General features: G+C 67.0%; 19 protein-coding genes. 8 read left to right on the forward strand and 11 right to left on the reverse strand.

All coding sequences use genetic code 11. The annotated features are described in order from the left end of the window. Positions 1-221: 221 nt before the first annotated feature. Positions 222-1,094, reverse strand: coding sequence for an alpha/beta fold hydrolase (locus tag ACAD63_RS30300; RefSeq protein WP_195427914.1), 873 nt, complete (start codon positions 1,092-1,094; stop codon positions 222-224). A gap of 568 nt (positions 1,095-1,662) precedes the next feature. Between ACAD63_RS30300 and ACAD63_RS30305 the strand changes: the two genes are divergently transcribed. The 3 genes from ACAD63_RS30305 (at position 1,663) to ACAD63_RS30315 (ending at position 4,510) form a co-directional block, all read left to right on the forward strand. Beyond that, the gene (locus tag ACAD63_RS30305) at positions 1,663-2,757 is read left to right on the forward strand and encodes a porin (RefSeq protein ID WP_135703650.1); all 1,095 of its coding nucleotides are present in this window, start codon (positions 1,663-1,665) and stop codon (positions 2,755-2,757) included. A gap of 118 nt (positions 2,758-2,875) precedes the next feature. Then, positions 2,876-3,862 carry a Bug family tripartite tricarboxylate transporter substrate binding protein gene (locus ACAD63_RS30310; protein WP_133094898.1) on the forward strand — a complete coding sequence of 329 codons (987 nt, stop codon included), beginning with the start codon at positions 2,876-2,878 and terminating at the stop codon, positions 3,860-3,862. A gap of 156 nt (positions 3,863-4,018) precedes the next feature. Continuing rightward, the gene (locus ACAD63_RS30315) at positions 4,019-4,510 is read left to right on the forward strand and encodes a DUF421 domain-containing protein (RefSeq protein ID WP_133094897.1); all 492 of its coding nucleotides are present in this window, start codon (positions 4,019-4,021) and stop codon (positions 4,508-4,510) included. A gap of 37 nt (positions 4,511-4,547) precedes the next feature. Here the strand turns inward: ACAD63_RS30315 and ACAD63_RS30320 are convergent, their stop codons facing one another. Continuing rightward, the gene (locus tag ACAD63_RS30320; RefSeq protein ID WP_135703649.1) at positions 4,548-6,131 is read right to left on the reverse strand and encodes a fatty acid--CoA ligase; all 1,584 of its coding nucleotides are present in this window, start codon (positions 6,129-6,131) and stop codon (positions 4,548-4,550) included. 37 nt (positions 6,132-6,168) lie between these two features. Next, on the reverse strand, positions 6,169-6,951 hold the full coding sequence (locus tag ACAD63_RS30325) for an SDR family NAD(P)-dependent oxidoreductase (RefSeq protein WP_133094895.1): 783 nt from the start codon (positions 6,949-6,951) through the stop codon (positions 6,169-6,171). A 333-nt stretch (positions 6,952-7,284) separates the two neighbouring features. Between ACAD63_RS30325 and ACAD63_RS30330 the strand changes: the two genes are divergently transcribed. From ACAD63_RS30330 to ACAD63_RS30345, 4 genes are all read left to right on the forward strand, one after another. Continuing rightward, positions 7,285-9,630 (forward strand): mechanosensitive ion channel family protein, encoded by a 2,346-nt coding sequence (locus tag ACAD63_RS30330; protein ID WP_434034221.1) that lies wholly within the window; start codon positions 7,285-7,287, stop codon positions 9,628-9,630. Positions 9,631-10,112: 482 nt separating this feature from the next. After that, a complete protein-coding gene (locus ACAD63_RS30335) occupies positions 10,113-11,306 on the forward strand; it encodes a helix-turn-helix transcriptional regulator (RefSeq protein ID WP_135703647.1) in 1,194 nt (397 codons plus the stop codon). Positions 11,307-11,504: 198 nt separating this feature from the next. After that, positions 11,505-12,665 carry an acyl-CoA dehydrogenase family protein gene (locus ACAD63_RS30340; RefSeq protein WP_434034672.1) on the forward strand — a complete coding sequence of 387 codons (1,161 nt, stop codon included), beginning with the start codon at positions 11,505-11,507 and terminating at the stop codon, positions 12,663-12,665. A gap of 48 nt (positions 12,666-12,713) precedes the next feature. Continuing rightward, positions 12,714-13,697: an acyl-CoA dehydrogenase family protein gene (locus ACAD63_RS30345; RefSeq protein WP_434034222.1), complete on the forward strand. Its 984-nt coding sequence runs from the start codon at positions 12,714-12,716 to the stop codon at positions 13,695-13,697. 68 nt (positions 13,698-13,765) lie between these two features. Here the strand turns inward: ACAD63_RS30345 and ACAD63_RS30350 are convergent, their stop codons facing one another. The 8 genes from ACAD63_RS30350 to ACAD63_RS30385 all read right to left on the reverse strand — a co-directional run bounded on the left by ACAD63_RS30350 (position 13,766) and on the right by ACAD63_RS30385 (position 25,034). After that, the gene (locus ACAD63_RS30350; protein WP_135703645.1) at positions 13,766-15,310 is read right to left on the reverse strand and encodes a SpoVR family protein; all 1,545 of its coding nucleotides are present in this window, start codon (positions 15,308-15,310) and stop codon (positions 13,766-13,768) included. A gap of 131 nt (positions 15,311-15,441) precedes the next feature. Next, on the reverse strand, positions 15,442-16,704 hold the full coding sequence (locus ACAD63_RS30355; protein ID WP_133094890.1) for a YeaH/YhbH family protein: 1,263 nt from the start codon (positions 16,702-16,704) through the stop codon (positions 15,442-15,444). A 37-nt stretch (positions 16,705-16,741) separates the two neighbouring features. Next, positions 16,742-18,664, reverse strand: coding sequence for a PrkA family serine protein kinase (locus ACAD63_RS30360; protein WP_133094889.1), 1,923 nt, complete (start codon positions 18,662-18,664; stop codon positions 16,742-16,744). 458 nt (positions 18,665-19,122) lie between these two features. Then, entirely contained in the window at positions 19,123-20,310 is a 1,188-nt protein-coding gene (locus ACAD63_RS30365) for an acyl-CoA dehydrogenase family protein (RefSeq protein WP_195427918.1), read from the reverse strand. A 120-nt stretch (positions 20,311-20,430) separates the two neighbouring features. After that, on the reverse strand, positions 20,431-21,210 hold the full coding sequence (locus tag ACAD63_RS30370; RefSeq protein ID WP_133094887.1) for an enoyl-CoA hydratase/isomerase family protein: 780 nt from the start codon (positions 21,208-21,210) through the stop codon (positions 20,431-20,433). 32 nt (positions 21,211-21,242) lie between these two features. Further along, on the reverse strand, positions 21,243-22,226 hold the full coding sequence (locus ACAD63_RS30375) for a Bug family tripartite tricarboxylate transporter substrate binding protein (RefSeq protein WP_135703643.1): 984 nt from the start codon (positions 22,224-22,226) through the stop codon (positions 21,243-21,245). 34 nt (positions 22,227-22,260) lie between these two features. Next, positions 22,261-23,973, reverse strand: a complete 1,713-nt coding sequence (locus ACAD63_RS30380) for a long-chain fatty acid--CoA ligase (RefSeq protein ID WP_195427919.1) — start codon at positions 23,971-23,973, stop codon at positions 22,261-22,263. A 47-nt stretch (positions 23,974-24,020) separates the two neighbouring features. Next, positions 24,021-25,034 (reverse strand): Bug family tripartite tricarboxylate transporter substrate binding protein, encoded by a 1,014-nt coding sequence (locus ACAD63_RS30385; protein ID WP_133094884.1) that lies wholly within the window; start codon positions 25,032-25,034, stop codon positions 24,021-24,023. A gap of 277 nt (positions 25,035-25,311) precedes the next feature. Here ACAD63_RS30385 and ACAD63_RS30390 point away from each other — a divergent pair, with 277 nt between their 5' ends. Next, on the forward strand, positions 25,312-26,508 hold the full coding sequence (locus ACAD63_RS30390; protein WP_195427921.1) for an AraC family transcriptional regulator: 1,197 nt from the start codon (positions 25,312-25,314) through the stop codon (positions 26,506-26,508). Positions 26,509-26,510 lie beyond the last annotated feature (2 nt).

A 26,510-nucleotide genomic window follows, 5' to 3' on the forward strand; every position in this document is an offset into this window, starting at 1 on the left:
CGGGCGCGACCTGCTTTTGCGCCCGTCGTGTTTTACTAATGAAACACTGGTTTAGATATTGAACACAGGTACGACTATAGACAACACAACCGTAAAAATTGACTGGGGTAAACCCGCGAAGCCGGGGCCAGGCGGCGCAGTCGGCGCATGACAGGCGCGCCAGCTGAGTGGTGCCGCGCAGTTGGCGGCGCCGGAAAGGGTAAGGCGTTGCCTTGGGGCAGTTAGGGCAGCGCCGAGCGGATCAGGCGCGCCGTAGCGGCGGCCTGCTCGATATAGCAGGCATGGCCGGCATCGGGGATCAGCGCAATCGGCAGGTCAAAGCGTTCGGCCAGCGTGCCGCAGGCCAGCGGCGTGGTCACCACGTCGTGGCTGCCGCAGGCGATGCGCGTGGGCAGTGACGCCGGCCGGCGCGACAGGTAACGGTCGATATCGTCGCCGCACAGCATCGCCACGGCCTGGCGGTAGCCGTCCGGGTTGAGCCGCTGCATGTTCCACTGCACCCATGCCTGCGCGCCGGCATCGGCCAGTTCGCTCAGCAGCCGCGCCGGTCCGCGTTGCGCCAGCCCTTCCACGCCGAGTGTGTCCAGTGCCGCCAGCCGCTGCTGTGCCACCTGCCGGGCCTGCGCCTCCTTGCCCGCCCCACCGTAGCCCTGGGCCACGCTCAGCAGCAGCAGCCGCGCCGGCAGGTTCCTCGCGTTGGCGACATAGGCCGCGGCCATCAGCGCGCCCAGCGAATGGCCGACGATCAGCGCCGGCGCAATTCCCAGCCCCTGCAGCAAGCCGTCGAGCCGCTCCGCGTAGTCCGATGCCAGCGGGCGCTCCGGCGCCAGCGGCGTCGAATTGCCGTAGCCCGGCGCGTCCCAGGCGATCACGCGCGCCTGCGCCGACAGCAGGCTGGCGCACGGCAGCCACGAGGCCGCGCCGGAGCTGATGCCATGCAGCAGCACGACGGCCGGCCCGCCGGTCCCGCCGCTGCGGTAGGCCACCTGCGCGCCGCCGTCGACCGTCACCACGCGTTCCGCAAACCCGCTGTTCAGGGCCTCCAGTAGCTGCCGGTCCGGCTGCGTACGAAGGGGGGGGTTATTTTGTTCCATATATGAAACTCAGGTTTGTAAATAAAACTTCTGCAGCATAGGCGTGCGTATTGGGAAACGGGATGAGGGTAAACGATAGGCACATCCGACCCGAAACGTAATCGCGCCGAGCTGGTGCATGCAACGGCTTGCCAGTCCCTGCCCATGGCATCGGGCGCGGCGCCTTTGCCGGTGCGGCAAAACGCGTAGACGGCAAGTCCTCCGGCAGCGCGCGCCGCGCCGTGCCGATGCACCCCCGCGCTCACGCCGGGCCCTGCTCGGGTGCAGCCGGCGGCTGTCCGGCGCGTCGCCGCCCTGCCGCACTAGGGGATAACCCTCCTCGCAGGTTTTGGAAACTCGCGGCTATATTTTGCTCAACGTTTCTTATGTTGTTTGATGTTCCATATATAAAACACAAAAGCGGCTATGGCAGCATTTTTGCTAGACACTGCGGCTTTTGACAGCCTGCGGGATCCACAAGAGGAGAACACCCTGCCAATAACAAGCCTGCCCTGAAACCCGGGCGCCATCGCAGCGGCCCGGACCACAAAGACGATTACAAGACGGAAAAACGGAAGGAAACTGGTAGATGAAACTTGCACGAACCGCCGCGGCGCTGCTCGCGGCTTCCCCCCTGCTGGCCTCGGCCCAGTCGTCGGTGACGCTGTACGGCGTCATCGATAGCGGTGTCGAGTACGTGAGCAATGTCGGCGCCAACGGCGACAGCCTGGTGCGCATGCCCAACAACACCGCCACGGTGCCGTCGCGCTGGGGCATCCGCGGCACGGAAGACCTCGGCGGCGGGCTGAAGGGCCTGTTCGTGCTGGAATCGGGCTTTTCGCCGGACACGGGCAACGCCAACCAGGGCGGCCGCCTGTTCGGGCGCCAGGCGCTGGTCGGCCTGAGCAACCAGTATGGCCAGCTGTCGTTCGGCCGCCAGTACACGATGCTGTTCTGGGCCATCCTCGACAGCGATATCCTCGGGCCGAACGTGTACGGCTCGGGCTCGCTCGACAACTACCTGCCCAACACGCGCGCCGACAACGCGGTCGCATACAAGGCCAACTTCAACGGCTTCGTGGTCGGTGCCACCTACAGCTTCGGCCGCGACGCGGTCAACGCCGGCCCCAGCCCGGCCGGCACCAACTGCGCCGGCGAGAACCCGGCCGACAAGAAGGCCTGCCGCGAGTGGTCGGCCATGATCGGCTATGACAGCAAGACCTGGGGCCTGATCGCAGCCTACGATTCGCAGCGCGGCGGCCCCGGCGCCTTCGGCGGCCTGACCAACAGCAACCTGACCGACGACCGCCTGTCGCTGGGCGGCTACATGCTGCTGAAGAACACCAAGCTTGGCGCCGGCTGGATCCGCCGCGACAACGAAGGCAGCCCGACGCCGATCAGCGACCTGTACTACGCCGGCGTCTCCTACGACATCACTCCGGCGGTCAACCTGGCCGGCCAGGTCTACTTCCTGAACTACCACGGCAGCGACAACGAGGCCATGCTCTACGCGCTGCGTGCGACATACAGTTTCAGCAAGCGCACCTCGGTCTACGCCACCGCGGGCTATATCAATAACGACGGCCAGCTCGCCATGTCGGTGAGCGGTGGTTCGCCCGGCTCCAACCCCCGCCCCGGCGCGAACCAGTGGGGCTCGATGCTGGGCATCAAGCACATCTTCTGAGTCGGCCGAGTTGGCCACCATGCCCCGGCGCCGCGCGCCGGGCTTCACCAGCCGCTTCACCAGCCATGTTGGCCCCCGGCCCCCGCCGGGCGCCAAGTCTTACCGAGGTCTGAACATCATGAAGTCTGCACGCCGCAAAGTCCTGGCCACGCTGGCCGCCGCCACCACCGTGCTTTGCACCGGCGCCGCCCTGGCCCAGGGCGCGTACCCGAACAAACCCATCACCATCGTCGTTGCGTATCCGGCCGGCGGCGATGTCGACGTACTGGCCCGCATGTTCGCGGAAAAGCTGGCACCGCGGCTGAAGCAGTCGGTGGTGGTGGAAAACCGCACCGGCGCCGCCGGCACGATCGGCAGCGCCTATGTCGCGCGCGCCAACCCCGACGGCTACACGCTGCTGCTGGCGCCCAACACGGTCGCCATCGCTCCGCTGGTGCTGAAGGCCGGCACCGGCGCCAGCTACGACGTGCAGCATGACTTCACGCCGATCTCGCAGATCGGCACGCAGTCCCTGTTCGTGGTGGTCAACAAGGGCACCGGCATCACCAAGGTCAGCGACCTGGTGGCACGCGCCAAGTCGGGCAAGGTGGAAACCTATGCCACGCCGGGCAACGGCTCGCCGATGCACATCATGGGCGAACTGTTCAACAAGTCCGCCGGCATCAAGATCAGCCAGGTGCCGTATCGCGGCCTGGCGCCCGCCATTGTCGACGTGATCGGCGGGCAGGTGCCGGTGACCTACGTCACCTACGGCGCGGTGGCGCAGTACGTGGGCAACGGCAGCCTGGTGCCGCTGGCGGTGGCGGACCTGAAGCGCTCGCCGTTCGCGCCCAACGTGCCGACGCTGGCGGAGCTGGGCTACAAGGATGTCGAGATCGGCGCCTGGCAGGCGCTGCTGGGTCCGAAGAACATGCCCGCCGACGTGGTGCGAACGCTCAATACGCACGTCAACGACATCCTGAAGATGCCCGACGTGGTGTCGCGCATGGCCACCATCGCGGTCACGCCGGCGGGCGGCGAGCCGGCCGCGCTGTCGAAGCTGATCGCCGCGGATACCACGCGCTATACGAAGATCGTGAAGGAGTTCGGCATCCAGGCCGACTGATCCTCGCACCGGCGGCTTCCTGCGGAAGCAGGAGCCCGCCCGGCTGCGCGACGGCAATCCGTACGCAGCCGCTGCAAGAATTACCGTCAGCGCGGCGGCGTGGCGTGCACAAGCGCCATCGCTGCAAAGTGGTCCGGAAGTTGCTGTGTTTCGGGCATGGACTTCTCGTTCGACTGGCGCGAAGCGCTCTTCTTCACCGTCTCGCCACTCGAGATCGTCGTTCGCGGCACGGTGATGTACTGGGCGCTGTTCCTGCTGTTCCGTTTCGTCGTGCGGCGCGACATCGGCTCGATGGGCATTGCCGACCTGCTTCTGGTCGTGATCGTTGCCGACGCGGCGCAGAACGGCATGGCCGGCAAGGGTGAAGGCGTTGCCGACGCCATGCTGCTGGTCGTCACGCTGATTGCGTGGAACCGGTTGATCGACCTGTTGGCCTACCACTTCCCCACGTTCCAGCGCTTTGCCGAAGCGAAGAAAATCCTGCTCGTGCGCGACGGCACCAGGCTGCAAGAAAACATGCGGCGCGAATCGATCACCGACGACGAGCTGGAAGCCAAATATCGCGAGCAGGGGGTAGAAAAGCTCGAGGAGATCAAGGCGCTGTACCTGGAGGCGGATGGCAAGGTCAGCGTGATCAAGAAGAAGTAGATGCTCCCCGCCCCGCTCGCGGGACAGGGAGCCAGGCTCAGTTCACCTGCCGGTTCATCCCCTCCCAGAACGGCTCGCGCAGCTTGCGCCGCAGCAGCTTGCCGGACGGATTGCGCGGCAGCGCGTCGACGAACTCGATGCTCTTCGGCACCTTGAAGCCGGCCAGCCGCTGGCGCGTCCACGCGATGATGCCGTCGCGATCGGGCGATTGTCCCGGCTTCAGCACGACGATGGCTTTCACCGCTTCGCCCCACTTCTCGTCCGGCACGCCGATCACCGCCACGTCAGCCACCTGCGGGTGGCCGTAGATCGCGCTTTCGACCTCGGCCGGATAGACGTTCTCGCCGCCGCTGATGATCATGTCCTTGACGCGGTCGTGGATGTACAGGTAACCCTGCGCATCCATGTAGCCCGCGTCGCCGGTGCGCAGCCAGCCATCGGCGTCGATGGTGCGCGCGGTCTCCTCGGGCTGCTTCCAGTAGCCGGCCATGTTGTGCTGCGAGCGCACCACGATCTCGCCGACTTCATCGGGACCCAGCCCGCGCCCCTCATAGTCGACCACCTTGATTTCCACGCCTGGCAGCGGCTTGCCCGCGGCACGCATGCGCGGCACCTCTTCGGTGGTGTGGTCCTCGGGCGGCAGCGCGACGATGGTGCCGGTGGTCTCGGTCATGCCGTACTGCTGCACGAAGCCGCAGCCGAACACCTCGATGCCCTCGCGCAGCAGCGCCGCCGGAATCGGCGCGGCGCCATACAGCAGGTACTTCAGCCGCGAGTAATCCACCTGGCGCGCGCGCGGATCGCGCAGCACGATCTGCATGGCCGCCGGCACCATGAACAGCTTGCTGACGCGCTCGTGCTCGATGAAATCCAGCACCGCGCGCGGGTCGAATTCGCGCGCGACCACGCCCTTGGCGCCAGACAGCAGATTGCGCAGTCCCCAGCCCGAGCCGCCGATATGCGCGACGGGCATCGCCACCAGCGAGATATCGTCGGCCGTCCAGTGCGACCAGGCAATGCCTTCGCGCTCGCTGACCTCGGTGCCGATGGTCAGGTTGCGGTGCGTCAGCATCGCGCCCTTGGGCCGCCCGGTGGTGCCAGAGGTGTACAGCTGCAGCACCACGTCGTGCGGCGCCGGCCGGTGTGCCGGCGGCGTGGCCGGCTGCGCGTCGCGCCAGTCGGTGTAGCAAGGGGCATCGCCGCCGTCGGCGCACGGCTCCATCAGCACCACCGTGCGCACCATCGGCAGCGCCGGCAGCAGCGACTTTGCCATCGCCGCCGATTCCGGCCCGACGAACAGCACCACCGCGTCGCAATGGCCGACGATGAACTCGATCTCCGGCGGCGCCAGGCGCCAGCTGGCCGGAGTGGTGACGACGCCAGCCTTGGCCGCGCCGAGCAGCAGTTCGAAGTAGTGGTCGCTGTTCTTGCCGATATAGGCAATGCGGTCGCCGGCGTGGATACCCTCGGCCAGCAGCGCCTGCGCGACCCGGTCGGTATTGCGCTCGAAGTCGGCGTAGGTAGTCTGGCGGCCCTCGAACGCATATGCCACCGCGTCGGGCCGCAGTCCGGCGAAATGGCGCACGGCATCGGGCAGCGTGCTCAGGTAGCTGAAATCCATCCGCGTCTCCGTGTTGATTCCATCCAGGCCGCTTCGCTCAGCGCGGCGCCATCCGGATGGCGCCGTCCAGCCGCACGGATTCGCCGTTGAAATAGCCGTTGCGGCACATCTCGACGGCCAGCGAGGCGAACTCTTCCGGCTGGCCCAGGCGCTTGGGAAACGGCACCGAAGCGGCCAGCGCGGCCTTGACGTTCTCGGCCGCGCCCTGCAGCAGCGGCGTATTGAAGATGCCCGGCAGGATGGTATTGACGCGGATGCCCTCGCCCGCGAGGTCGCGCGCGATCGGCAGCGTCATGCCGACCACGGCGGCCTTGGACGCCGAGTACGCGGCCTGCCCCATCTGGCCATCCTGCGCCGCCACCGATGCGGTGCTGATGATCACGCCGCGCTCGCCGCCCGCGGTGTCCAGCGTCAGCATGCCGGCCGCCGAGCGCGCGATGCAGCGGAAGGTGCCGATCAGGTTGATCTGGATGATGCGTTCGAAGGCATCGGAGGGAAAGTGCTTGATCTGGTCCGGCGCTTCCTTGGAACGCGACGCGGTCTTGATGGCATTGCCGGTGCCGGCGCAGTTGACCAGGATGCGCTCCTGGCCGATGGCGGCACGTGCCCTGGCGAAGCCGGCCTCGACTTCAGCTTCCGAGGTCACGTTCACCTGGCAGAACACGCCGCCCAGTTCGCGCGCCAGTGCTTCGCCCTTCTCGGCGTTGAGGTCGAACAGCGCCACGCGCACGCCGTGCGCCGCCAGCGCGCGCGCCGTTGCCGCGCCCAGGCCCGAGGCGCCGCCCGTGATCACTGCCGATACCGATGCATTGAGTTCCATGCCGTCTTTCCTTTGTGTCTTGTTGCTGGCCGGACGGGCCACCGGTTCTGGTGCGCGCGCCCGCGATCTGAGAGTGGCCGGCGGGCGCCGAAATGCCCACGCCGGAGTGGGTTCGAGATTCGTGGATCGGCGCAAGCGACGCATCGTCCGAAGCGACGAATGGTTCCGACGTGGACCCAGACGTGGACCCAGACGTGGACCCGGGGTGGCCCGACGTGCCGGATGCGGCGGTGCGTCACCCGGCACCGCCGATGCGCTACAGTGGCGCGATCGACGTTCATTCCCGCGCCTCCGCCGGCAGCGTCACGCCGGGCCGGGTGCGGACATCCAGCCATGCGCAAACCCGATCGCAACGCCCCCTCCCGATCGATGTGGCCACGCCGGCTCACGCCAGGTGCGAGCCTGGCCATGCATGCCGCGCTGCTGGCGCTCGCACTGCTGTGTTGTACGGTTCCAGCGCCCGCTATGGCGGCAGGCCCGCTTGCCACCCTGCTGGCACCGGCCAAGCCCGCTCCGGCGCCGGCCAGCGCGCCGGCGGCCCCGGCCAGCGTGCCGCTGGCGCAGTCGCTCGACCAGGTCATCGCAACACTGCAGGACGATCGCGAACGGCGCGCGCTGGTCGGCCAATTGCAGGCCTTGCGGCGCGGCCTGGACGCTTCCGCGGTGGCGCCGGCGCCGGCGTCCGCCGCTGCGGCCGGCGCTTCGGCACCCGGGCTGATCGGAGCCGTGGCCGAGGTGCTCGACGAAGTCGACACGCACCTGCGCAAGGACCGCGGCCCGTGGCAATACTGGGGCTGGCGCTCGCGCTTCGCAGGCGAGGAATGGCGCGCCGCGCTGACCCACCGGGGCACCCGCTCGGGGCTGGAATCGCTGCGCGAATTCGCGCTGGTGCTGGCGGTATGGGCGGCGAGCGGCTGGGGCCTGTGGGAGATCGGCCATCGCATCCGGCGCCGGCGCGCGCCGCCGCGCCCGCGTACCGAGCGCGCCAGGCTGCCCGAGGTGCCGTCCTGGGTGGATGTCGGCGTCTTCATGCTGCGGCATATCGGGCCCTGGGTGATCGCATTCGGCATCACGCTGCTGATGGCGACGCGCACCTTCGCGCAGTCGCCAGCAGCCGTGGCCGCGGTGCTGGTCGCATACGCCATCGTGGCGGGTGCCGTCGCCGCCGCGATGTGCCAGGTCATCTTCGTCCTGTTCCGCACCGCGCACCGCCAGCTTGCGGTCCGGCAGCTGCTGGCGCGCTCGCCGTGGCTGCTGTTCTGCACCGGCGCACTGGCGGCCCTGGGCGACAGCGCCACCGACAGCCGCGTCGTCGCGGTGCTCGGCACCAACCTCGCCGCGCTGGTGTCGACCACGGCCAATATCGCCGCAGCACTGGGCATCGGCGTGTTCGCGCTCGTTTTCAGTCGCCAGATCGGCCAGCTGATCAGCCACCGGCCGCTGGCCTTCCGCCAGTCCCACCCGGGCCTGACCGACCTGCTGCGGCTGATCGGCCAGGCCTGGCACTTGCCGGTGCTCGCGGTGGTGGTCGCGTCGGTGATCGGCACGCTGCTCGCCGCCGGCCACGCCGATGTATTCCTGCGCCGCACCGTGGCTTCGGTCGCGCTGTTCGTGGCGGCACTGCTGCTGACGATGGTCGCCAGGCGCTCGCCCAAGGCAACGGCACGGCCGCCCCGCTTCCGCGACCGCCGGCGCTCGGCCTATGTGCAGCGCTTTGGCCGCTTCGCCATGGCGCTGCTGCGGGTGGCGATCTGGGTGGTATTTCTTGCCATGGTGATGCGCGTCTGGGACACGTCGCTGATGCAGCTGGCGGAATCTTCCGCAGTGGGCCGCCATATCACCGAGACCGTGTTCAGCGTGACCAGCACCGTGCTGCTGGCCTGGCTGGTCTGGCTGCTGATCGACACCGCCATCACGCAGACGCTGTCGCCCGCGCATGGACGCGGCGCGCAGCCCAGCCTGCGCGCCAAGACCATCCTGCCGCTGGTGCGCAATGCCTCGTTCATCGGGCTGCTGCTGATCGCGGTGATTGCCGTGCTGGCCAACCTGGGCGTCAACGTGACACCGTTGCTGGCCGGCGCGGGGGTGGTCGGGCTGGCGATCGGCTTCGGGGCGCAGAGCCTGGTGCAGGACCTGATCACCGGATTGTTTATCGTGGTCGAGGACTCTATCGCCATCGGCGACTCGATCGAGCTGCCTGACCATGCCGGCGTGGTCGAAGGTATGACCATCCGCACGGTCAAGCTGCGCGACGGACGCGGCGCGCTGCATACGCTGCCGTACAGCCAGATCAAGGCGGTCAAGAACCTGTCGCGCGGCTATGGCTATGCCGTGTTCAGCATCGGCATCAGCTACCACAGCGACCTCGACCGCGCCCTCGAGCTGATCCGCACCACCGGCACGGAAATCGCGCGAGATTTCCGCTACTCGCGCAACCTGATGTCGGGGCTGGACATCCTCGGCCTGGACCGCTTCGACCCGAGCGGGCCGGTGGTGATGGCACAGTTCAAGACCCGGCCGCTGACGCAGGCGGAAATCACGCGCGCGTTCAATGCACGCCTGAAGCGCAACTTCGACGCCCACGGCATCCGCATGGCATCGCCCAGCCTGACCATTCAGGTCGATGGCAAAGGGCTGCAGGTGGGGGGCGACGAGCAAGCGAACCCGGCGGCGCCATAGCAGCCGGTTCGAATGCCGGTTCGAACCGGCCCGTTCGCAGAAACACGGGTATGGCAACCTATTCTCGGCCCGGCAACGGGGGCTTTTTGCCGCCAACATTCTGGACACGTGTGGCGTGTGTGAAACGCCCGGCACTATTTCCGTGCTGAAAATTTCGGCGTTCTCGTCACCCGCATTACCATCACGCCTCACAAGTCGGTAGTGCGCCCGACCTCCCATACGCTGCAAAGCAGCAATTTGGTATGGCCCCAGCTAAGTGTTATGCCTGCAATCCGTGTTTTCCCTCCCGACACGGGGGACAAAAGAAACAACATTGTTTGGCATGATTGCCTTATCGCAGCGCGCCGGATGAGCCTGACGGGACCGCTGCGAGCCGTATCGGCGCAGGTACAGAACGCCAGAGCGGCACCGATAACACAAAAGAAAGTGGCCACTTGCCGTGGCACAAGCAGGAGGCGTTTGCCGCCGGGGGGAATGTGAACATGGGCGAACACCCGACTACGGACGAGGACTTCCATCGTCTGGTCGACTCGATCTACGAGTCCGCGCTGGACGTTGCGGCAATGCCGGCGGCACTCGACCTTTTCTCCCGGTACACCTCCACCGGCAGCCCGCGTTACCTGATCTGGGACAAGCTCGCCGGCCATGCACGCCTGGGCGTCACGCCCCACGGCTGCTTCACCAACGGCGCAAGCGTTGGCGGCTGGCTGCCCAATCCGCTCGAGCTGCCCTACGCCGGCGCCTGCTGTATGCCGGCCGACACGCCTGACAGCCCCGCCTGCGCGCCGCTGCACACGGCCTCTCACGATGGCGCCGTGGCCGAGCGTCCAGTCTCCACGCTGGCATGCAGCGGACTCGAACATGGCATCCGCCTGGTCGAGAACGCCGAGGTCTGCGTACTGATGAGCGGCACCAGCGCGGGCAGCATCAGCGCCGGCCAGCGCGAGCGGCGCCTGGCCCACGTCATGCCGCATTGGGTGCGTGCCGCGCGCATGCAGCAGCGCAACTTTGAACTGAGCGGGCTGGCCAGCCTTGGCCTGGCCGGGCTCGATACCCTGGATTTTGGCGTGATGGTGCTGCAGGCCGACCTGCGCGTGCGCTACGCCAACAGCTGGGCCGAGGCGCTGGTGCAGGCCGACAGCCACCTGTCGCTGCAGGACGGCGTGCTGCGCGCCCACAGCGACACGCTGCAGGCGGTGCTGCGCAAGCTGCTCGACGGCGCCATGCGCGGCCGCGGCGCCGAAGCCGCGTCGGGCTCCTGGATGCACATCACCTCCGGCGGGCAGCCGGTGCCGATCATCGTCACGCCGCTGGTCTCGCGCCAGCCGGTGGAAGGCCCGTGGCAATTGCCGGCCGCGATGATGCTGTTCGGCAATTCGGAATCGCGCGCGGTGCTCGATGCGGGCGTGCTGGCCTCGCTGTTCGGGCTGTCGCGCAAGGAAAGCATCATCGCCGTCCGTCTCGCCGCCGGCGAGACGCTGAATGAAATCGCCGAGCGCGAGTTCCTGTCGCCGCATACGGTGCGCGTGCATATCCGCGATACGCTGCGCAAGACCGGCACGCACCGCCAGTCCGAGCTGGTGCGCCTGCTGCACCTGCTGCCGGGCGTCAATCTCGAACGCGCCGGGGTGACCTCGGCGGTCCGGCCGCGTACGCCGCGAGCGGGGACGGCCTGAAGCACTGGCACCGGCCCCCAAGGGTGACCCGGCCGGGGGGCACCTCCATATCGAATCGGTATCGCTTCCCAATAAATCAATATTGGACTGGCGCTCGACGCGTGAACTACGCTGTGGCCCACCCTGAGCCATCCGGAATGCAAGGCAGCCGCCGCCGCGTTCCGCAGGGCTCGCGTGCCACAGCTACCGGACTTCACCGTGACCGCCTTGCTATCCACCTTCGACCTGACGCCCCTGCCGCCGCACGCGCTCGCGTTCCGCGCCGAGGTCCGCGCCTTTCTTGACGACCACCTGCCCGCCCTGCCGCCGGAAACCCGCGCGCGCTCGTGGATGGGGTTCGATGCGGCGTTCAGCCGCGCACTTGCGGCGCGCGGCTGGGTCGGCATTACGCTGCCGGCGCAATACGGCGGCGCCGGCCTCGATCCTTACTCGCGCTTCGTGCTGGTGGAGGAGTTGCTGGCCTGCGGCGCGCCGGTGTCGGCGCACTGGATCGCCGACCGCCAGAGCGGCCCGCTGATCCTGCGTTACGGCAGCGACGCGCAGAAGGCCCGCTACCTGCCCGCGATCTGCCGCGGCGAGGCGTTCTTCTGCATCGGCATGAGCGAGCCGAACTCCGGCTCCGACCTCGCCAGCGTGACGACCCGCGCCGTGCGCCAGCCCGATGGCTCGTGGCGCCTGACCGGCCGCAAGATCTGGACGACCAACGCCGACCGCTGCCACTTCATGATCGCGCTGGTGCGCACCTCGGGCACGCCGCAGGACCGGCAGGCGGGCCTGTCGCAGTTCATCGTCGACCTGCACGCGCCCGGCGTCTCGGTACGGCCGATCCACGACCTGGCCGGCGATGCGCACTTCTCCGAGGTCACCTTCGACGACGTCGCGCTGGCCCCGGATGCGCTGGTCGGCCAGGACGGCAGCGGCTGGGAGCAGGTCAACGCCGAACTCGCGTTCGAGCGCAGCGGCCCCGAGCGGCTGTACTCCAGCGTGGTGCTGCTCGACACCTGGCTCGACGCCATGCGCCGCCTGCCGCCGGCACGGCGCGACACCGTGACCGCGGGCCGCCTTGCCGGGCACCTGGCGGTGCTGCGCGCGATGTCGCTGGCGGTGACCGCGCGCCTGGCGGCCGGTGAAAGCCCCGTGGTCGAGGCCGCACTGGTCAAGGACCTGGGCACGACCTTCGAGCAATCGGTCCCCGCGCTGGTGGAAGCGGCGCTCGGCGACGAAGCGGCACTGGCCGCCGACGGCGCGCTCTATCGCACGCTGGCCTACGTCACGCAGATCGCCCCGTCGTATTCGCTGCGCGGCGGCACGCGCGAGATCCTGCGCGGCATGATCGCGCGCGGCCTCGGCCTGCGCTGAAGACCCGCCGCACCGTCCCGACGTCCCGCCCCCCCGACGAGACCCATCATGCATAACGCTTACTCCGACGCCCTCGACGCGCTGCTGCGCGATTGCTGCACGCCCGCCACGGTCCGCGCGCTGGAACGGCAGGCCGATCCCTCTCCCTTGTGGCAAACCCTGCGCGACAGCGGCTTTGCCGACTGCCTGCTGCCCGAGGCCGCCGGCGGCGCCGCGCTGCCGCTGCCTGAACTGGCCCCCGTGCTGTTCGTCACCGGCCGCCATGTCCTGCCGCTGCCGCTGGCGCAAACCATCTTCGCCCGCGCCCTGCTGCACGCGCAGGGCATCGCCCTGCCCGACGGACCCATCGCCCTGGCGGGCTTCGACGACGGCGCGCCCGCTGCGCTCGTCGCCGATGCGCGCCATGCCCGGTGGTTCCTGGTGCAGGACGGCGAGCGTTGCCTCTTGCTGCCGGCGGCCGACGCGCGCGCCGAGCCCACCGGGGCGCACGCCGACCTGACCCTGCGGCTGCCGCGCCCGGACGCGGCCATGCCGGCTGCGTTCCGGCTGGCGCCCGGCACGCTGCGCACACTCGGCGCCTGCCTGCACGCGGTCCAGCTGGCCGGGGCGCTGTCGCGGGTGCTCGACCTGACGCTGCAGTACGCCAACGACCGCCAGCAGTTCGGCCGCGCCATCGGCAAGTTCCAGGCGATCCAGCATCAGGTCAGCGAGATGGCCGAGCATGTGGCGGCAGCGCGCGTGGCGGCGCAGCTGGCCTGCGCCAGCACCACCGGCCAGCCCGAGCGCCTGCGCGCCGCGCTCGGCAAGCTGCGCGCCAGCGATGCCGTCACGCCAGTGGCGGCCATCGCCCATGCGGTGCACGGCGCGATCGGGATCACGGAGGAATACGACCTGCAGCTCTGCACGCGCCGGCTGCATGCGTGGCGCGTGGCGGACGGGTCGGAGCGCTGGTGGAGCCGCGTGCTGGGCGAGGCGGTGCTCGACGGCACGGACAGCCGGGCGGTCGAACTGGTGCGTGGATGGTGCGAGTGAAAATGAAAACGCGCATTGCCTGAGGTTTCAGGCAACGCGCGTGGCAAGCACTGCGAAGGATCAGGCGATCACGCGGCCAGGCTCAGCCCGCTGTGCGACTTGCGGTGCCGGCGCTCCGGCTTGCATTCGTACTTGAGTTCGGTGCGCCCGTCTTCATAGGCCACTTCCAGGCGCACGGTAAAGCCCCACAGCCGCGTCACGTGCCGCACCACTTCGTCGAAATTGTGCGCCAGCGGCCGGCGGTCATTCTGCAGGTGGCGCAGCGTCAGCGAACGGTCGCCGCCGATATCGACATTGGTGACCTGGATATTGGGCTCCATGGTCGACAGGTCATACTGCGCCGCCATCAGCTGGCGGATCGCGCGATAGCCCTCGTCGTCGTGGATGGCGGTGACGCGCAGCTTGCCCTCGCGGTCGTCGTCCAGCACCGAGAACAGCTTCAGTTCGCGGATCACGCGCGGCGACAGGAACTGCAGCAGGAAGCTCTCGTCCTTGAAATTTCGCATCGCAAAGTCCAGCGTCGTGCGCCAGTCGCTGCCGGCGATCTCCGGCGCCCAGCGGTAGTCCTCGTCGGTCGGGTTCTCGCACATGCGGCGCAGGTCCTGGAAGATCAGGAAGCCCACCGTGTACGGGTTCAACCCGCTGTAATACGGGCTGTGGTACGGCGGCTGGTAAATCACGTTGGTGTGCGCCTGCAGCAGCTCCATCATGAAGGCATCGTTGACCAGCTTTTCTTCGTAGAGCTGGTGGATGATGGTGTAGTGCCAGAACGTTGCCCACCCTTCGTTCATCACCTTGGTCTGGCGCTGCGGGTAGAAGTACTGCGCGATCTTGCGCACGATGCGCACGATCTCGCGCTGCCACGGCGCCAGCTTGGGCGCGTTCTTCTCGATGAAGTACAGCAGGTTCTCCTGCGGCTCGGGCGGGAACGTCATTTCCGGCGCCTCTTCGTCGGCCGTCAGCGCGTGCGGGCGATGCTTGGGCAGCGTGCGCCACAGATCGTTGACCTGCATCTGCAGGTAGTTCTCGCGATCGGCCTGGCGCGCCTTCTCTTCGGTGATGGAGAGCTTCTTGGGCCGCTTGTAGCGGTCCACCCCGTAGTTCTGCAAGGCATGGCAGGAGTCGAGCAGCAGTTCCACTTCCTGTTCGCCGTAGCGCTGTTCGCACTCGGCCACGTAGTTCTTGGCGAACAGCAGGTAATCGACGATGGCGTCCGCGTTGGTCCAGGTGCGGAACAGGTAGTTGCCCTTGAAGAAGGAGTTGTGGCCGTAGCAGGCATGCGCGATCGTCAGCGCCTGCATCGGCATGGTGTTCTCCTCCATCAGGTAGGCGATGCAGGGGTTGGAGTTGATGACGATCTCGTAAGCCAGGCCCATGTGGCCGCGCTGGTAGCTGCGCTCCGACGCCAGGAAGTGCTTGCCATAGGACCAGTGGTTGTAGCCCACCGGCAGCCCTGCCGACGCGTAGGCGTCCAGCATCTGCTCGGCCGTGATGATCTCGATCTGGTTGGGATAGGTATCCAGCCCGAACTCGCCGGCGATGCGGGCGATCTCGCGGTCATACCGGTTGACCAGCTCGAAGGTCCATTCCGAACCCGTGGACAGATAAGCCATCTTCGCCCCTTGTTGCGGGCAAGGCGCCAACCGCGCAGGCGCGCGCGCTGGCGCGCCGCGTGGTCCGCGTTGCCTTGCCACCAGACTTCACTGCGGCCTTCGCTGCCGGTTGCCCCGGCAGCAGGCCCCAACTAAGCCGCCCGCTTCTGGAACAGGTCGTGCAGCACCGGGTAGATTTCGTCCGCGCCGATGATGCGCTGCATCGCAAAGTGCTCGAACTGGCCCTTGACCGTCAGATACTCTTCCCAGAGGTTCTGTGGTTCCTCGGACGCCACTTCCACGTATGCGTAGTACTGCACCAGCGGCAGGATCGACTCGCGCAGCAGGCGTCCGCACAGTTCGGAATCGCCAGCCCAGTTGTCGCCGTCGGAGGCCTGCGCGCAGTAAATGTTCCACTGGCTTGGCGGATAACGGTCATGGACCACCTCCACCATCAGCTTCAGCGCACTGGACACCACGGTACCACCGGACTCGCGCGAGTGGAAGAAGTCTTCCTCTTCGACTTCCTTGGCCACCGTGTGATGCCGGATGAACACCACGTCGATACGCTCGTAGTTGCGCTTCAGGAACAGGTACAGCAGCATGAAGAAGCGCTTGGCCAGGTCCTTGCGGCTCTCGTCCATCGAGCCGGACACGTCCATCAGGCAGAACATCACCGCCTGGGCCTGCGGGCGCTTCTTGAGCACGCGGTTGTTGTAGCGCAGGTCGAGCTTCTCGATAAAGGGCACGCGATCGATGCAGGCGCGCAGGTGCCGCATCTTCTCCATCAGTTCGAGCGTGCCTTCGGCGTAGGGGCCGTCCTTGTCCAGCGCCTCGGCGTACTCCAGCTCCAGGTCGCGCAGGCGCTTCTGGTAAGGGCTGGACAAGGCGATGCGCCGCCCGATCGAGCTGCGCATGGTGCGCAGGATCGACAGGTTGGACGGGGTGCCGTCGATGGAATAGCCGGCGCGCACCTTGCGCACTTCGGCGATCTTGGCAAGGTGGCGCTTGGCCAGGTCCGGCAGCGCCATGTCCTCGAAGAAGAAATTGAGGAAATCCTCGCGCGACAGCGTGAAGACGAAATCGTCCTCGCCTTCGCCGCTGTCGCTGGCCCGCGAACCGCTCCCGCCACCGCCCTGCTGCTGCCGGTCGAAGGAATCGCCCTTGACGAACTTCTTGTTGCCAGGGTGGATCCACTCGCGCCGGCCGCCCGGGCCGTGGTGGAAGATCGGTTCGGTGATGTCCTTGACCGGAATGGACACCTGGCCGCTCTGCTCGATGTCCATGATCTTCCGGCCGGACACCGCCTTTGCCACCGCCTGCCGAATCTGTTCGCGGTAGCGCTTGATGAAGCGTTGCTGGTTGACGGCACTCTTGTTGCCGCCGTTCTCGCGCCGATCGATGACCGTAGCCATATGTTGCCCTCGTTGAGAGACTGCTTCCGCGGCGCCGTTACGATGATTTTCTTACGCGCAGATACCACTCCACCAGAAGTCTCACTTGCTTGGGCGTGTACCCCTTCTCGACCATGCGGTTGACGAAGTTCTCGTGCTTGTCCTGGTCTTCGCGAGAAGACTTGGCGTTGAACGAGATCACCGGCAGCAGGTCCTCCGTGGTGGAGAACATGCGCTTCTCGATCACCATCCGCAGCTTTTCATAGCTGGTCCAGACCGGGTTCTTGCCACTGTTGTTGGCCCGCGCCCGCAGCACGAAGTTGACGATCTCGTTGCGGAAGTCCTTCGGGTTCGAGATACCCGCCGGTTTTTCCACTTTCTCCAGCTCGTCGTTCAGCGCGTTGCGGTCGAGGATTTCGCCGGTGTTGGGATCACGGTACTCCTGGTCCTGGATCCACAGGTCGGCGAACACCACATAGCGGTCGAAGATGTTCTGGCCATATTCGGAGTACGACTCCAGGTAAGCGGTCTGGATCTCCTTGCCGATGAACTCCACGAACGGCGTGGTCAGGTACTCCTTGATGTACGACAGCAGCTTGGCTTCCTGCTCCGGCGGGAACTGCTCGCGCTCGATCTGCTGCTCGAGCACATACAGCAGGTGCACCGGGTTGGCCGCAACTTCGGTATTGTCGAAGTTGAAGACCTTGGACAGGACCTTGAACGCAAAGCGCGTCGACAGCCCGTTCATGCCCTCGTCGATGCCGGCGTAGTCGCGGTACTCCTGGTACGACTTCGCCTTCGGGTCCACGTCCTTCAGGCTTTCGCCGTCATAGACGCGCATCTTCGAGAAGACGTTGGAGTTCTCGGGCTCCTTGATCCGGGTCAGCACCGCGAACTGCGCCATCATCTTCAGCGTGTTCGGCGCGCACGGCGCGGCCGACAGCGAACTGCAGCGCAGCAGCTTGTCGTAGATCTTCACCTCGTCGGACACGCGCAGCACGTACGGCACCTTGACGATATAGATACGGTCCAGGAATGCCTCGTTGTTCTTGTCCGACTTGAAGGTGGTCCACTCCGCCTCGTTCGAGTGCGCCAGGATGATGCCGTCGAACGGAATCGCGCCGAAGCCTTCCGTGCCCTTGTAGTTGCCTTCCTGGGTCGCGGTCAGCAGCGGGTGCAGCACCTTGATCGGCGCCTTGAACATTTCGACGAACTCGAGCAGGCCGCGGTTGGCCAGGCACAGGCCGCCGGAATACGAGTACGCATCCGGATCGTCCTGCGGGAAGTCCTCGAGCTTGCGGATGTCCACCTTGCCCACCAGCGACGAGATGTCCTGGTTGTTCTCGTCGCCCGGCTCGGTCTTCGAGATCGCGATCTGCGACAGCACCGACGGGCGCAGCTTCACCACCTTGAACTTGGTGATGTCGCCGTTGAACTCGTGCAGGCGCTTGACTGCCCATGGCGAGGCAATCGTGTTCAGGTAGCGGATCGGGATGCCGTAGTCCTCTTCCAGGATCTTGCCGTCTTCTTCCGGCGAGAACAGGCCCAGTGGCGACTCGTGGATCGGCGAACCCTTCAGCGCGTAGATGGGGATCTGTTCCATCAACGCCTTGAGCTTCTCCGCGAGCGAGGACTTGCCGCCGCCGGGAGGCCCGAGCAGATACAGGATCTGCTTGCGCTCTTCCAGGCCCTGCGCGGCATGCTTGAAGAATGAGACGATCTGCTCGATCGTGTCCTCCATGCCATAGAAGTCGCGGAAGGCCGGATAGATGCGGATGACCTTGTTGAAGAAGAGCCGGGACAGCCTCGGATCGTGGTGGGTGTCCACCAGTTCAGGCTGGCCGATCGCGGCGAGCATGCGTTCGGCAGCGGTCGCGTAGGCAGTCGGATCCTTCTTGCAGATCTCCAGGTACTCCTGGATGCTGTATTCCTCTTCCTTGCGGGCTTCGAAGCGCGTAGCGTAATGGCCGAAAATGTCCATACCTCACTCCCGTCAGAGTTCACATCCGAGGCGAAGGTAGTTCTACCCTTCAAGACTTCGCAAGTTCCGCGGTTCGCCACCCCGGCTTGACGACCGGTGAATGTTGCGAAGACTTTACTTCATCATAGTCAAATAACGGCGATGGTGGAGTCCGAGTTGACGAATCTTGCATCGACGCAACGCTTGTTTCCACGCTGCGTTTATCGCCTGATTCCGCTGGTGGCGCTGTCAGCTTTTGGCTGATATTTCCACTCGGTGCCGCACCCCGCGCGCGACGGGCCATTGACTATGCTTGTGACACACCTTACACCTTTCCGCCGATCCGTGCACAGCCGGTTTTGTAACCGGAAACACAAAAGCCGGCATCCTGTGCCGGCTTTTGTGTTGCTTTCAGAATTAGCTTAGACGCGCATCAGCAAACGCAGAGTGCTGATAGCAGTTGGCACTGCGCGCGGCCATCAGAGCGTGCGTGCCACCAGCTCTTTCATGATTTCGTTGGAGCCGCCGTAGATCTTGCCGACGCGTGCGTTGGCGTACATGCGCGCGATCGGATATTCCAGCATGTAGCCGTAGCCGCCGTGGAACTGCAGGCACTCGTCGATGATCTCGCAATTCTTTTGCGTGCACCACCACTTGGCCATCGCGGCGGTCGCGGCATCCAGCGTACCCGCCATCAGGCGCATCATGCAGTCGTCGACGAAGGTGGAGGCGATGGTGGCCTCGGTCTTGCACTCGGCCAGGCGGAAGCGGGTGTTCTGCAGGTCGGCCAGCGCCTGCCCGAAGACCTTGCGCTCGCGCACGTATTCGGTGGTGAGCTCGATCGCGCGATGCATCGAAGCGGTCGCGCCCAGCGCGATGATCATCCGCTCCTGCGGCAGCTGCTGCATCAGTTGGTAAAAACCCTGCCCTTCCTGCTCGCCGAGCAGGTTCTCGCACGGCACCAGCACGTCGTCGAAGAACAGCTCGGCGGTGTCCTGGCCCTTCTGTCCGATCTTCTCGAGGATGCGGCCGCGGCGGAAGCCTTCGAGGTCGCGCGCCTCGATCATGATCAGCGAGACGCCACGCGAGCCGGCTTCCGGATCGGTCTTGGCGACCAGGCACACGAGGTCGGCGTGGTAACCGTTCGTAATAAACGTCTTTGCACCGTTTATGCGATAGCAGTCTCCGTTTGCGGTCTGTTCGCGCACCGCGCGGGTGCGTACCGATTTGAGGTCCGAGCCGGCGCCAGGTTCCGACATGGCGATGGCCGCGACCATCTCGCCGCTGGCCATCTGCGGCAGCCACTTCTTCTTCTGCGCTTCGGTGCCGTAGTTGAGCAGGTAATGTGCCACGATGCCACTGTGCACGTTGTTGCCCAGGCTGGTGAAGATGGCGCGCGCCATCTCGCGCGTGATCACGGCTTCATGCGCGAAGTTGCCGCCGCCGCCGCCGTACTCTTCGGGGATGCTGGCGCACAGCAGGCCGGCCTGGCCGGCGCGGCGCCACACGTCGCGGTCGATATAGCCCTGCTCGGCCCAGCGCGCTTCATTCGGTGCCAGTTCGCGCTCGATAAAGCGGCGTACGGTGTCCTGGAACATTTCCAGGTCTTCGGTCATCCAGGGAGTCTGGCGTGCGGCGGGCGCCGCATGGTGGTGTTGGGTTGCCATAAGTATTCGGATACGGGGATAGACGGATGATCGACAGGGGCAAGCGGCGTCTCGCGCGGCCTGCCTGTATACGTAAACAACTGTGAGTCGCCATGCTGCGGAGCAACATGGCGGCGGCGCTCAGTCGGGCCAGCGGTAGCGCAGCGGCTGCCTGGCCATGAAGCGGTCTGCGGCCTCGCGGCGATAGCCGGTGGAAAAGGCGATGCCCTGTCCGTCCGCTTCCATCGCCAGCATGGTGTGCAGGTCCTGGTTGAGCGACGCGTTCAGCGCCTGCTTGGTCAGGCCCACCGCGACCGGCGAGGCCTCGGTGAAGGCGCGTGCCAGCGCTTGCGCGCGCCCGGCCAGGCTTTCTTCCGGCACGATTTCCATGACGATGCCAAGGTCTTGCGCGGCCTCGGCATTGAGCTCGCGCATCGAGAACATCAGCGCCTTGGCGCGCTGCAGCCCGATCATCCGCGGCAAGGTGTAGAAGACGCCACAGTCGGGAATCAGGCCCATGCGCAGGAACGGCAGTCCGAAGCGCGCCCGCGGCGTGGCCAGGATGATGTCGGCGGTCAGCGCCAGGCTGAAGCCGGCACCGTAGGCCGCGCCGTTGACGGCGGCAATGACCGGCACGTCCAGCTGGATCAGGTCTTCCAGCCAGCCGTGCGCCTGCTGCAGCCGGCGGCGGCCCCGCGGCGCGTCGATCTCGACCTGCATCGAGCTGATGTCGCCGCCCGAGCAGAAGTCGGTGCCGGCGCCGGTCAGGATCAGCGCGCGCACGCTCTCGTCGGCACGCACCTGGCGGATGGCTTCGCCGATTTCGCCGCGCATCGGGATCGACAGCGCGTTCTTGCGCTCGGGGTAGTTCAGGGTCAGGGTGGCGATGCCGTCTTCGATGGCAAAGCGGATGGTTTCCATGGATAGACTCCGGTATGCGGTGCCGTGGGCGCTCAGTCCAGCTGGATGTTGGCGTCGCGCACGATCTTGGCCCACTTGGGCATGTCGCCGCTGACCACCTCGGCCAGTTCCTGCGGGCTCGAGCCGACCGGCTGCAGGCCCATGCCGGCCAGCTTCTGCGAGACCTCGGGCAGCTTCACGATGCGCGCGGTCTCGGCCGCCAGCCTGGCGGTCACGTCCTTGGGCGCGCCGGACGGCAGGAACAGCGCGAACCAGCCGTTCGGCTCGAAGCCCTTCAAACCCAGCTCGGCAAAGGTCGGCACATTGGGCAGCGCCTTGTAGCGCTGGCTGCCGGTGATGCCGAGGATCCTGAACTTGTTGCTGCCCAGGTAGGGATTGGCCGACGTCACGTCGACAAAGGCCGAATCCACCTGCCCGCCAAGCACGTCGCTCATCAGCGGCGCGGCGCCCTTGTACGGGATATGGGCCATGTCGATGCCGGCCTGCTGGCGCAGCAGCTCGCCATGCAGGTGCGACGAGGTGCCGTTGCCGTAGGAGCCGTAGCTGAGCTTGCCTGCCTTGGCCAGCGCCAGGAACTCGCGCATGTTGCTGGCCGGCACGCGGTTGGGCACGACGAACAGGTCCGAGGACTTGGCGATCAGCGACACCGGCGTGAAGTCCCTGGCCACGTCGTACGGCATGCGCTTGTATAGGCTGGGCGACTGGATCATCGCGGTGATGGCCAGCAGCAGCGTGTAGCCGTCGGCCGGCGCCTTGGCGACGGTGTCGTTGCCGAGCATGCCGCTGGCACCGGGCTTGTTCTCCACCACCACCGGCTGGCCCAGGATCTCGGCCAGGCGCTGGCCGACCAGGCGGCCGACGGTATCGGTGCCGCCACCGGCGGGATACGGCACGATCAGGCGGATCGGCTTGCTCGGATACGGTTGCTGGGCGAAGGCCTGGCCGGTGCTGCCGAGGATGGCCGCGCCGGCCAGGGTGCCGGCCTGCGCCAGCCAGTTGCGTCTGCTTTGCTGCATGCTGTGTCTCTCTTTGTTCCGGGTTTCGCCGCCCTCAGGCGCGCGGGGCTTCGGCCTGCATCTCGCGTTCCTGCAGGGCGCGCCACTGGATCTTGCCGGTGCCCGACTTGGGCAGCGCCTCGACGAACTCGACGATGCGCGGCACCTTGTAGGCAGCCAGCCGCTCACGGCACCAGGCCATGATGCGTTCGGGATCGGCCTCGGCGGTGCCGCGCGCCTCGGGGCGCAGCGCGATCACCGCCTTGACGGTCTCGCCGCGGCGCTTGTCGCGCGCGGCGATCACGCAGGCCTCGTGGATGGCCGGGTGGCCATACAGCAGGTTTTCCACCTCCGCCGGCCAGACCTTGAAGCCCGAGGCGTTGATCATGCGCTTGAGGCGGTCGCGCATGAAGAAGTAGCCCTCTTCGTCCATGAAGCCCAGGTCGCCGGTGCGCAGGAAACGCTTGCCGTCGAGCTCGACGAACGAGGCCTCGTTGGCTTCGGGGTTGCGCCAGTAGCCCTGCATCACCTGGCCGCCGTGGGCGACGATCTCGCCGGTCTGGCCTTGCGGCAGTTCCTGCAGCGTCTGCGGGTCGATCACGCGCGCGTCGACGCCGAAGGTGGCGATGCCCAGGCATTCGCGCTTGGGCTTGTTGCGCGGGTTGGACAAGAGGAACGAGGCGGTCTCGGTCATGCCGTAGGCTTCCACGTAAGGCAGGCCGAAGCGTTCCTGCAGCATGTTCGCGACCGCGTCGGGCATGGCCGCACCGCCGCCGCCGAGGAAGGCCAGGCTCGACAGGTCGCGCTGCGCGATGCCGGGCTGGGAGAAGAAGTCCACCATCATCGCCGGCGGCGCGCCCCACACCGAGACGCGGTAGCGCTCGATCAGGTCGGCGGCGAGCGCACGGTCCCAGCGCGGCATCAGCACCACGGTGGCGCCGAGGTAGATCGGCGAATTCATGCAGTTCTGCATGCCCAGCAGGTGGAACATCGGCGCCACCGCCAGCACCACCGATTCGGGCGTGCTGCTGCGCCAGATCTGCGAGCCGACTGCGGCGGTCATCATGGTGCCGTGCGTATGCATGCAGCCCTTGGGATTGCCGGTGGTGCCCGAGGTGTAGGCCAGCATGCACAGCGTGTCGAAGCCGGCCTGGTGCGGCAGCGGGCGATGCCCGGCCGCGCTGGCGGTCTCCCATGCCACCGGCATTGCGCCGGACGGCGCCGCCCGCAGCGCCGGCGCGGGCTCGCGCAGCCATGCCGGCACCGGCAGGCCGCCGTCGTCGCGCAGCATGCCGGCGTAGTCGTGCACGATCACGTGGCGCAAAGCCTGGCCATGCAGCGGCGACAGGCACTGGTACAGCTCGCTGCCGGCAAAGGCGGCAACCGCGCCGCTGTCGGAGACCACGTGCGCCAGCTCGGCCTCCAGCCACATCGGGTTGGCGGGCACCACCACGCCTTCGGCGCGCAGGATCGCGTAGTAGGCAATGATGAACTGCGGGCAGTTCTGGCTGAACAGCAGCACGCGGTCGCCGGGCTGGATGCCGCAGGCCTGCTGCAGGTAGCCGGCCATGCGCTCGATCTCGTCCTGCAGCTGCGCGTACGAGATCGCGGTGCCGAAGTACCGGATCGCGGCCTTGTCCGGATAGCGGCGCGCGGCGGCCTCGACGTTGTAGTACAGGCTGGTGCGCGGCGTGTGCAGCGTGGCGGGCAGGCCCGGCGGCCAGGCCGGAGAGCGGAACGGCAGGTTGGTACTTGTAGCAGGCTTCATTTGCAGCAGGGGTGAGCGGTTCAAGCGGTTCAATTCAAAATGGAAAATCAGTCCAGCCGGATGTTGTTGATACGGATCACCTTGCCCCAGCGGGCGTAGTCGGCCTGCACGGTCTGCGCGAAGGCGTCTGGCGTGCTGCCGGTCAGCACGATCCCCATTTCGCCCATGCGCTTGCGCAGCTCGGGCTGGGCCAGGATGCGGTTGACCTCGGCGGCGTACTTGTCGACCACCGCGCGCGGCGTCGCCGCCGGCAGGAACAGGCCGAACCAGCCCTGGCCGTCCATGCCGGCCACGCCGGCTTCGCGGAAGGTCGGCACATCCGGGAGTTGCGGCGAGCGCGCCGCGCCGGTCACGGCGAGCGCGCGCAAGCGGCCCGAGGCGTTGTGCGGCTTGGCGCCCATCACGGAAATGACGGCGGCCGGCACCTGGCCGCCAAGCAGGTCGTTCAGCTCCGGCGCCTCGCCCTTGTATGAGACGTGCACCATGTCGAGCCTGGCCGACTCCTTAAAGATCTCGCCGTACAGGTGGCCGCTCGAGCCGGTGCCGTACGAGCCGTAGGAGAACTGCTTCGGCTTGGCGCGGACCAGTTCGATGAATTCCTTCAGGTTGTTGGCCGGCACCGAGCTGTGCACGGCAAAGACGAGGTTGGTGGTGGCAAGCTCCGACACCGGCACGAAATCCTTGACCGGGTCGAACGGCGGCTTGGCGTAGAGGCTGGGCGCCTGCACCAGCGTGGTAATCGTCAGCAGCGCGGTATGGCCGTCGGCCTCGGCACGGGCCACCGCTTCGGAGCCGATCATGCTGCTGGCACCGGGGCGGTTCTCCACCACCACCGGGCGCTTCCAGGCCTTGCCCAGGCCATCCGCCACCGCGCGCCCCAGCACGTCGGTGGCGCCGCCGGCCGGATATGGCACCACCAGGCGCACGGCCTTGCTCGGGAAGGCTGCCTCGGCCCAGGCGGTGCCCGAAGTCAGCAGGCCCACGCCCACCGCCGCCAGCAGCCCTGCACCGAAGCGCCTCGATGCATGACGAAGATCCGCACCACGACGATTTGCCTGCATGTGTTGTCTCCTTTGGTTTTTTCCGGGGCGGTTGGGGGCCTGGCCCCGGTTCACCCGGTACTGGCCGCGCTGGCGGGCCGGTTCTCTTGTATTAGCCGGAGAGTGCGCGATGCTGCGGTGCGTGGACAATGACCAGACGGGCCAAAATGATTGGCCGAATCGTTCAGGCAAAAGGCAGGCTTTGGCAAATCCCGATTGTGCGGTGCTGCAGGCGCTTGATAAGGTGGCGCAAAGACAGGAAATGTCCGCGCCGGCGCGTCACGTGACGAGGAGACCCATGCACACCGCTGTCCTGCCATCGCTGCGCCCGCCAGTACCGGGCAAGCTGCACTTCGCCGGCGCCCTGACGCAGGGTCCGCTGCCCGGCAGCGCCGCGCGCCTGACCGGCGCGGCACAAGCCCAGGGCGCCAAGGGAGCCGTGGCAGCCACGACTGCCCAGGCCCCGGCACGCCACACTGTCGCGATCCAGCACGTGCACCGCATCCTGCAGGGTGCGCGCCGCCTCGGTCACGACGTCGACGCATTGCTGCGCCGCGCCGGCGTTTCGCCGGCGCTGCTGGCCTCGCCCAGCGCGCGCGTGACACAGGGGCAGTACGCGGCGCTGATCCGCACGCTGCGCCGCGTCATGCGCGACGAGCTGTGGGGGCTGCTGGAGCGGCCGGTCCCGCCCGGCACGTTTGCCCAGGCGGCGCGGGCCATGATCCATTGCGCCACGCTGGAAGACGCGATCCACGCCGCCATGCGCCTGTACCGGCTGCATCTCGATGCCTTTACACCGCGCCTGCATGTCAGCGCCGACGGCAGGGTTGCCTCCATCCGGCTGCAGCGGCGCGCACCGACCTCCGCCTGCCGCAGCTTCGCGGAATCGACCTTCGTGTTCCAGGGCTATGCGCTGGTGAGCTGGCTGGTGGCGCAGCATATCCCGCTGCTCCGCGTCGACCTGGCCAACGAACGCCCGCAGGGCGGCAGCGACACCGAACGCGTGTTCAAGACCGCCGTGCACTACGGCCAGCCGTTCACGGCGCTGCATTTCGATGCCGCCTGCCTGCGCCTGCCGGTGATGCAGGACGGCGACAGCCTGCGCGCCTTCCTGCAGGAAGCGCCGCGCAACCTGCTGATCCGCTACCGCGACAGCTGCTGCCTGGCCGAACGCATCCGCCAGCACCTGCGCTCGCATCTGAGCGACGAACTGCCATCGCTCGAGCAGATGGCGCAGATGCTGCGGCTGACGCCGCAGACGCTGCGCCGCCGGCTGCGCGACGAAGGCCGCGGCTACCAGAGCATCAAGGACAGCCTGCGCCGCGATGTCGCCATCGGTATGCTGGAACACCCCGGCATGACGCTGCAGGAAGTGGCGCTGCGGCTCGGCTTCTCGGAGCCGAGCACCTTCCATCGCGCGTTCAAGAAGTGGACCGGGGTGGCGCCAGGCGAGTACCGGTTGCGGGGGATGCGCGGCGAGCTGGATCCCGCCTGAGC

It is taken from the genome of Cupriavidus sp. a3, assembly GCF_051015765.1.
Lineage (GTDB): Bacteria > Pseudomonadota > Gammaproteobacteria > Burkholderiales > Burkholderiaceae > Cupriavidus > Cupriavidus oxalaticus_A.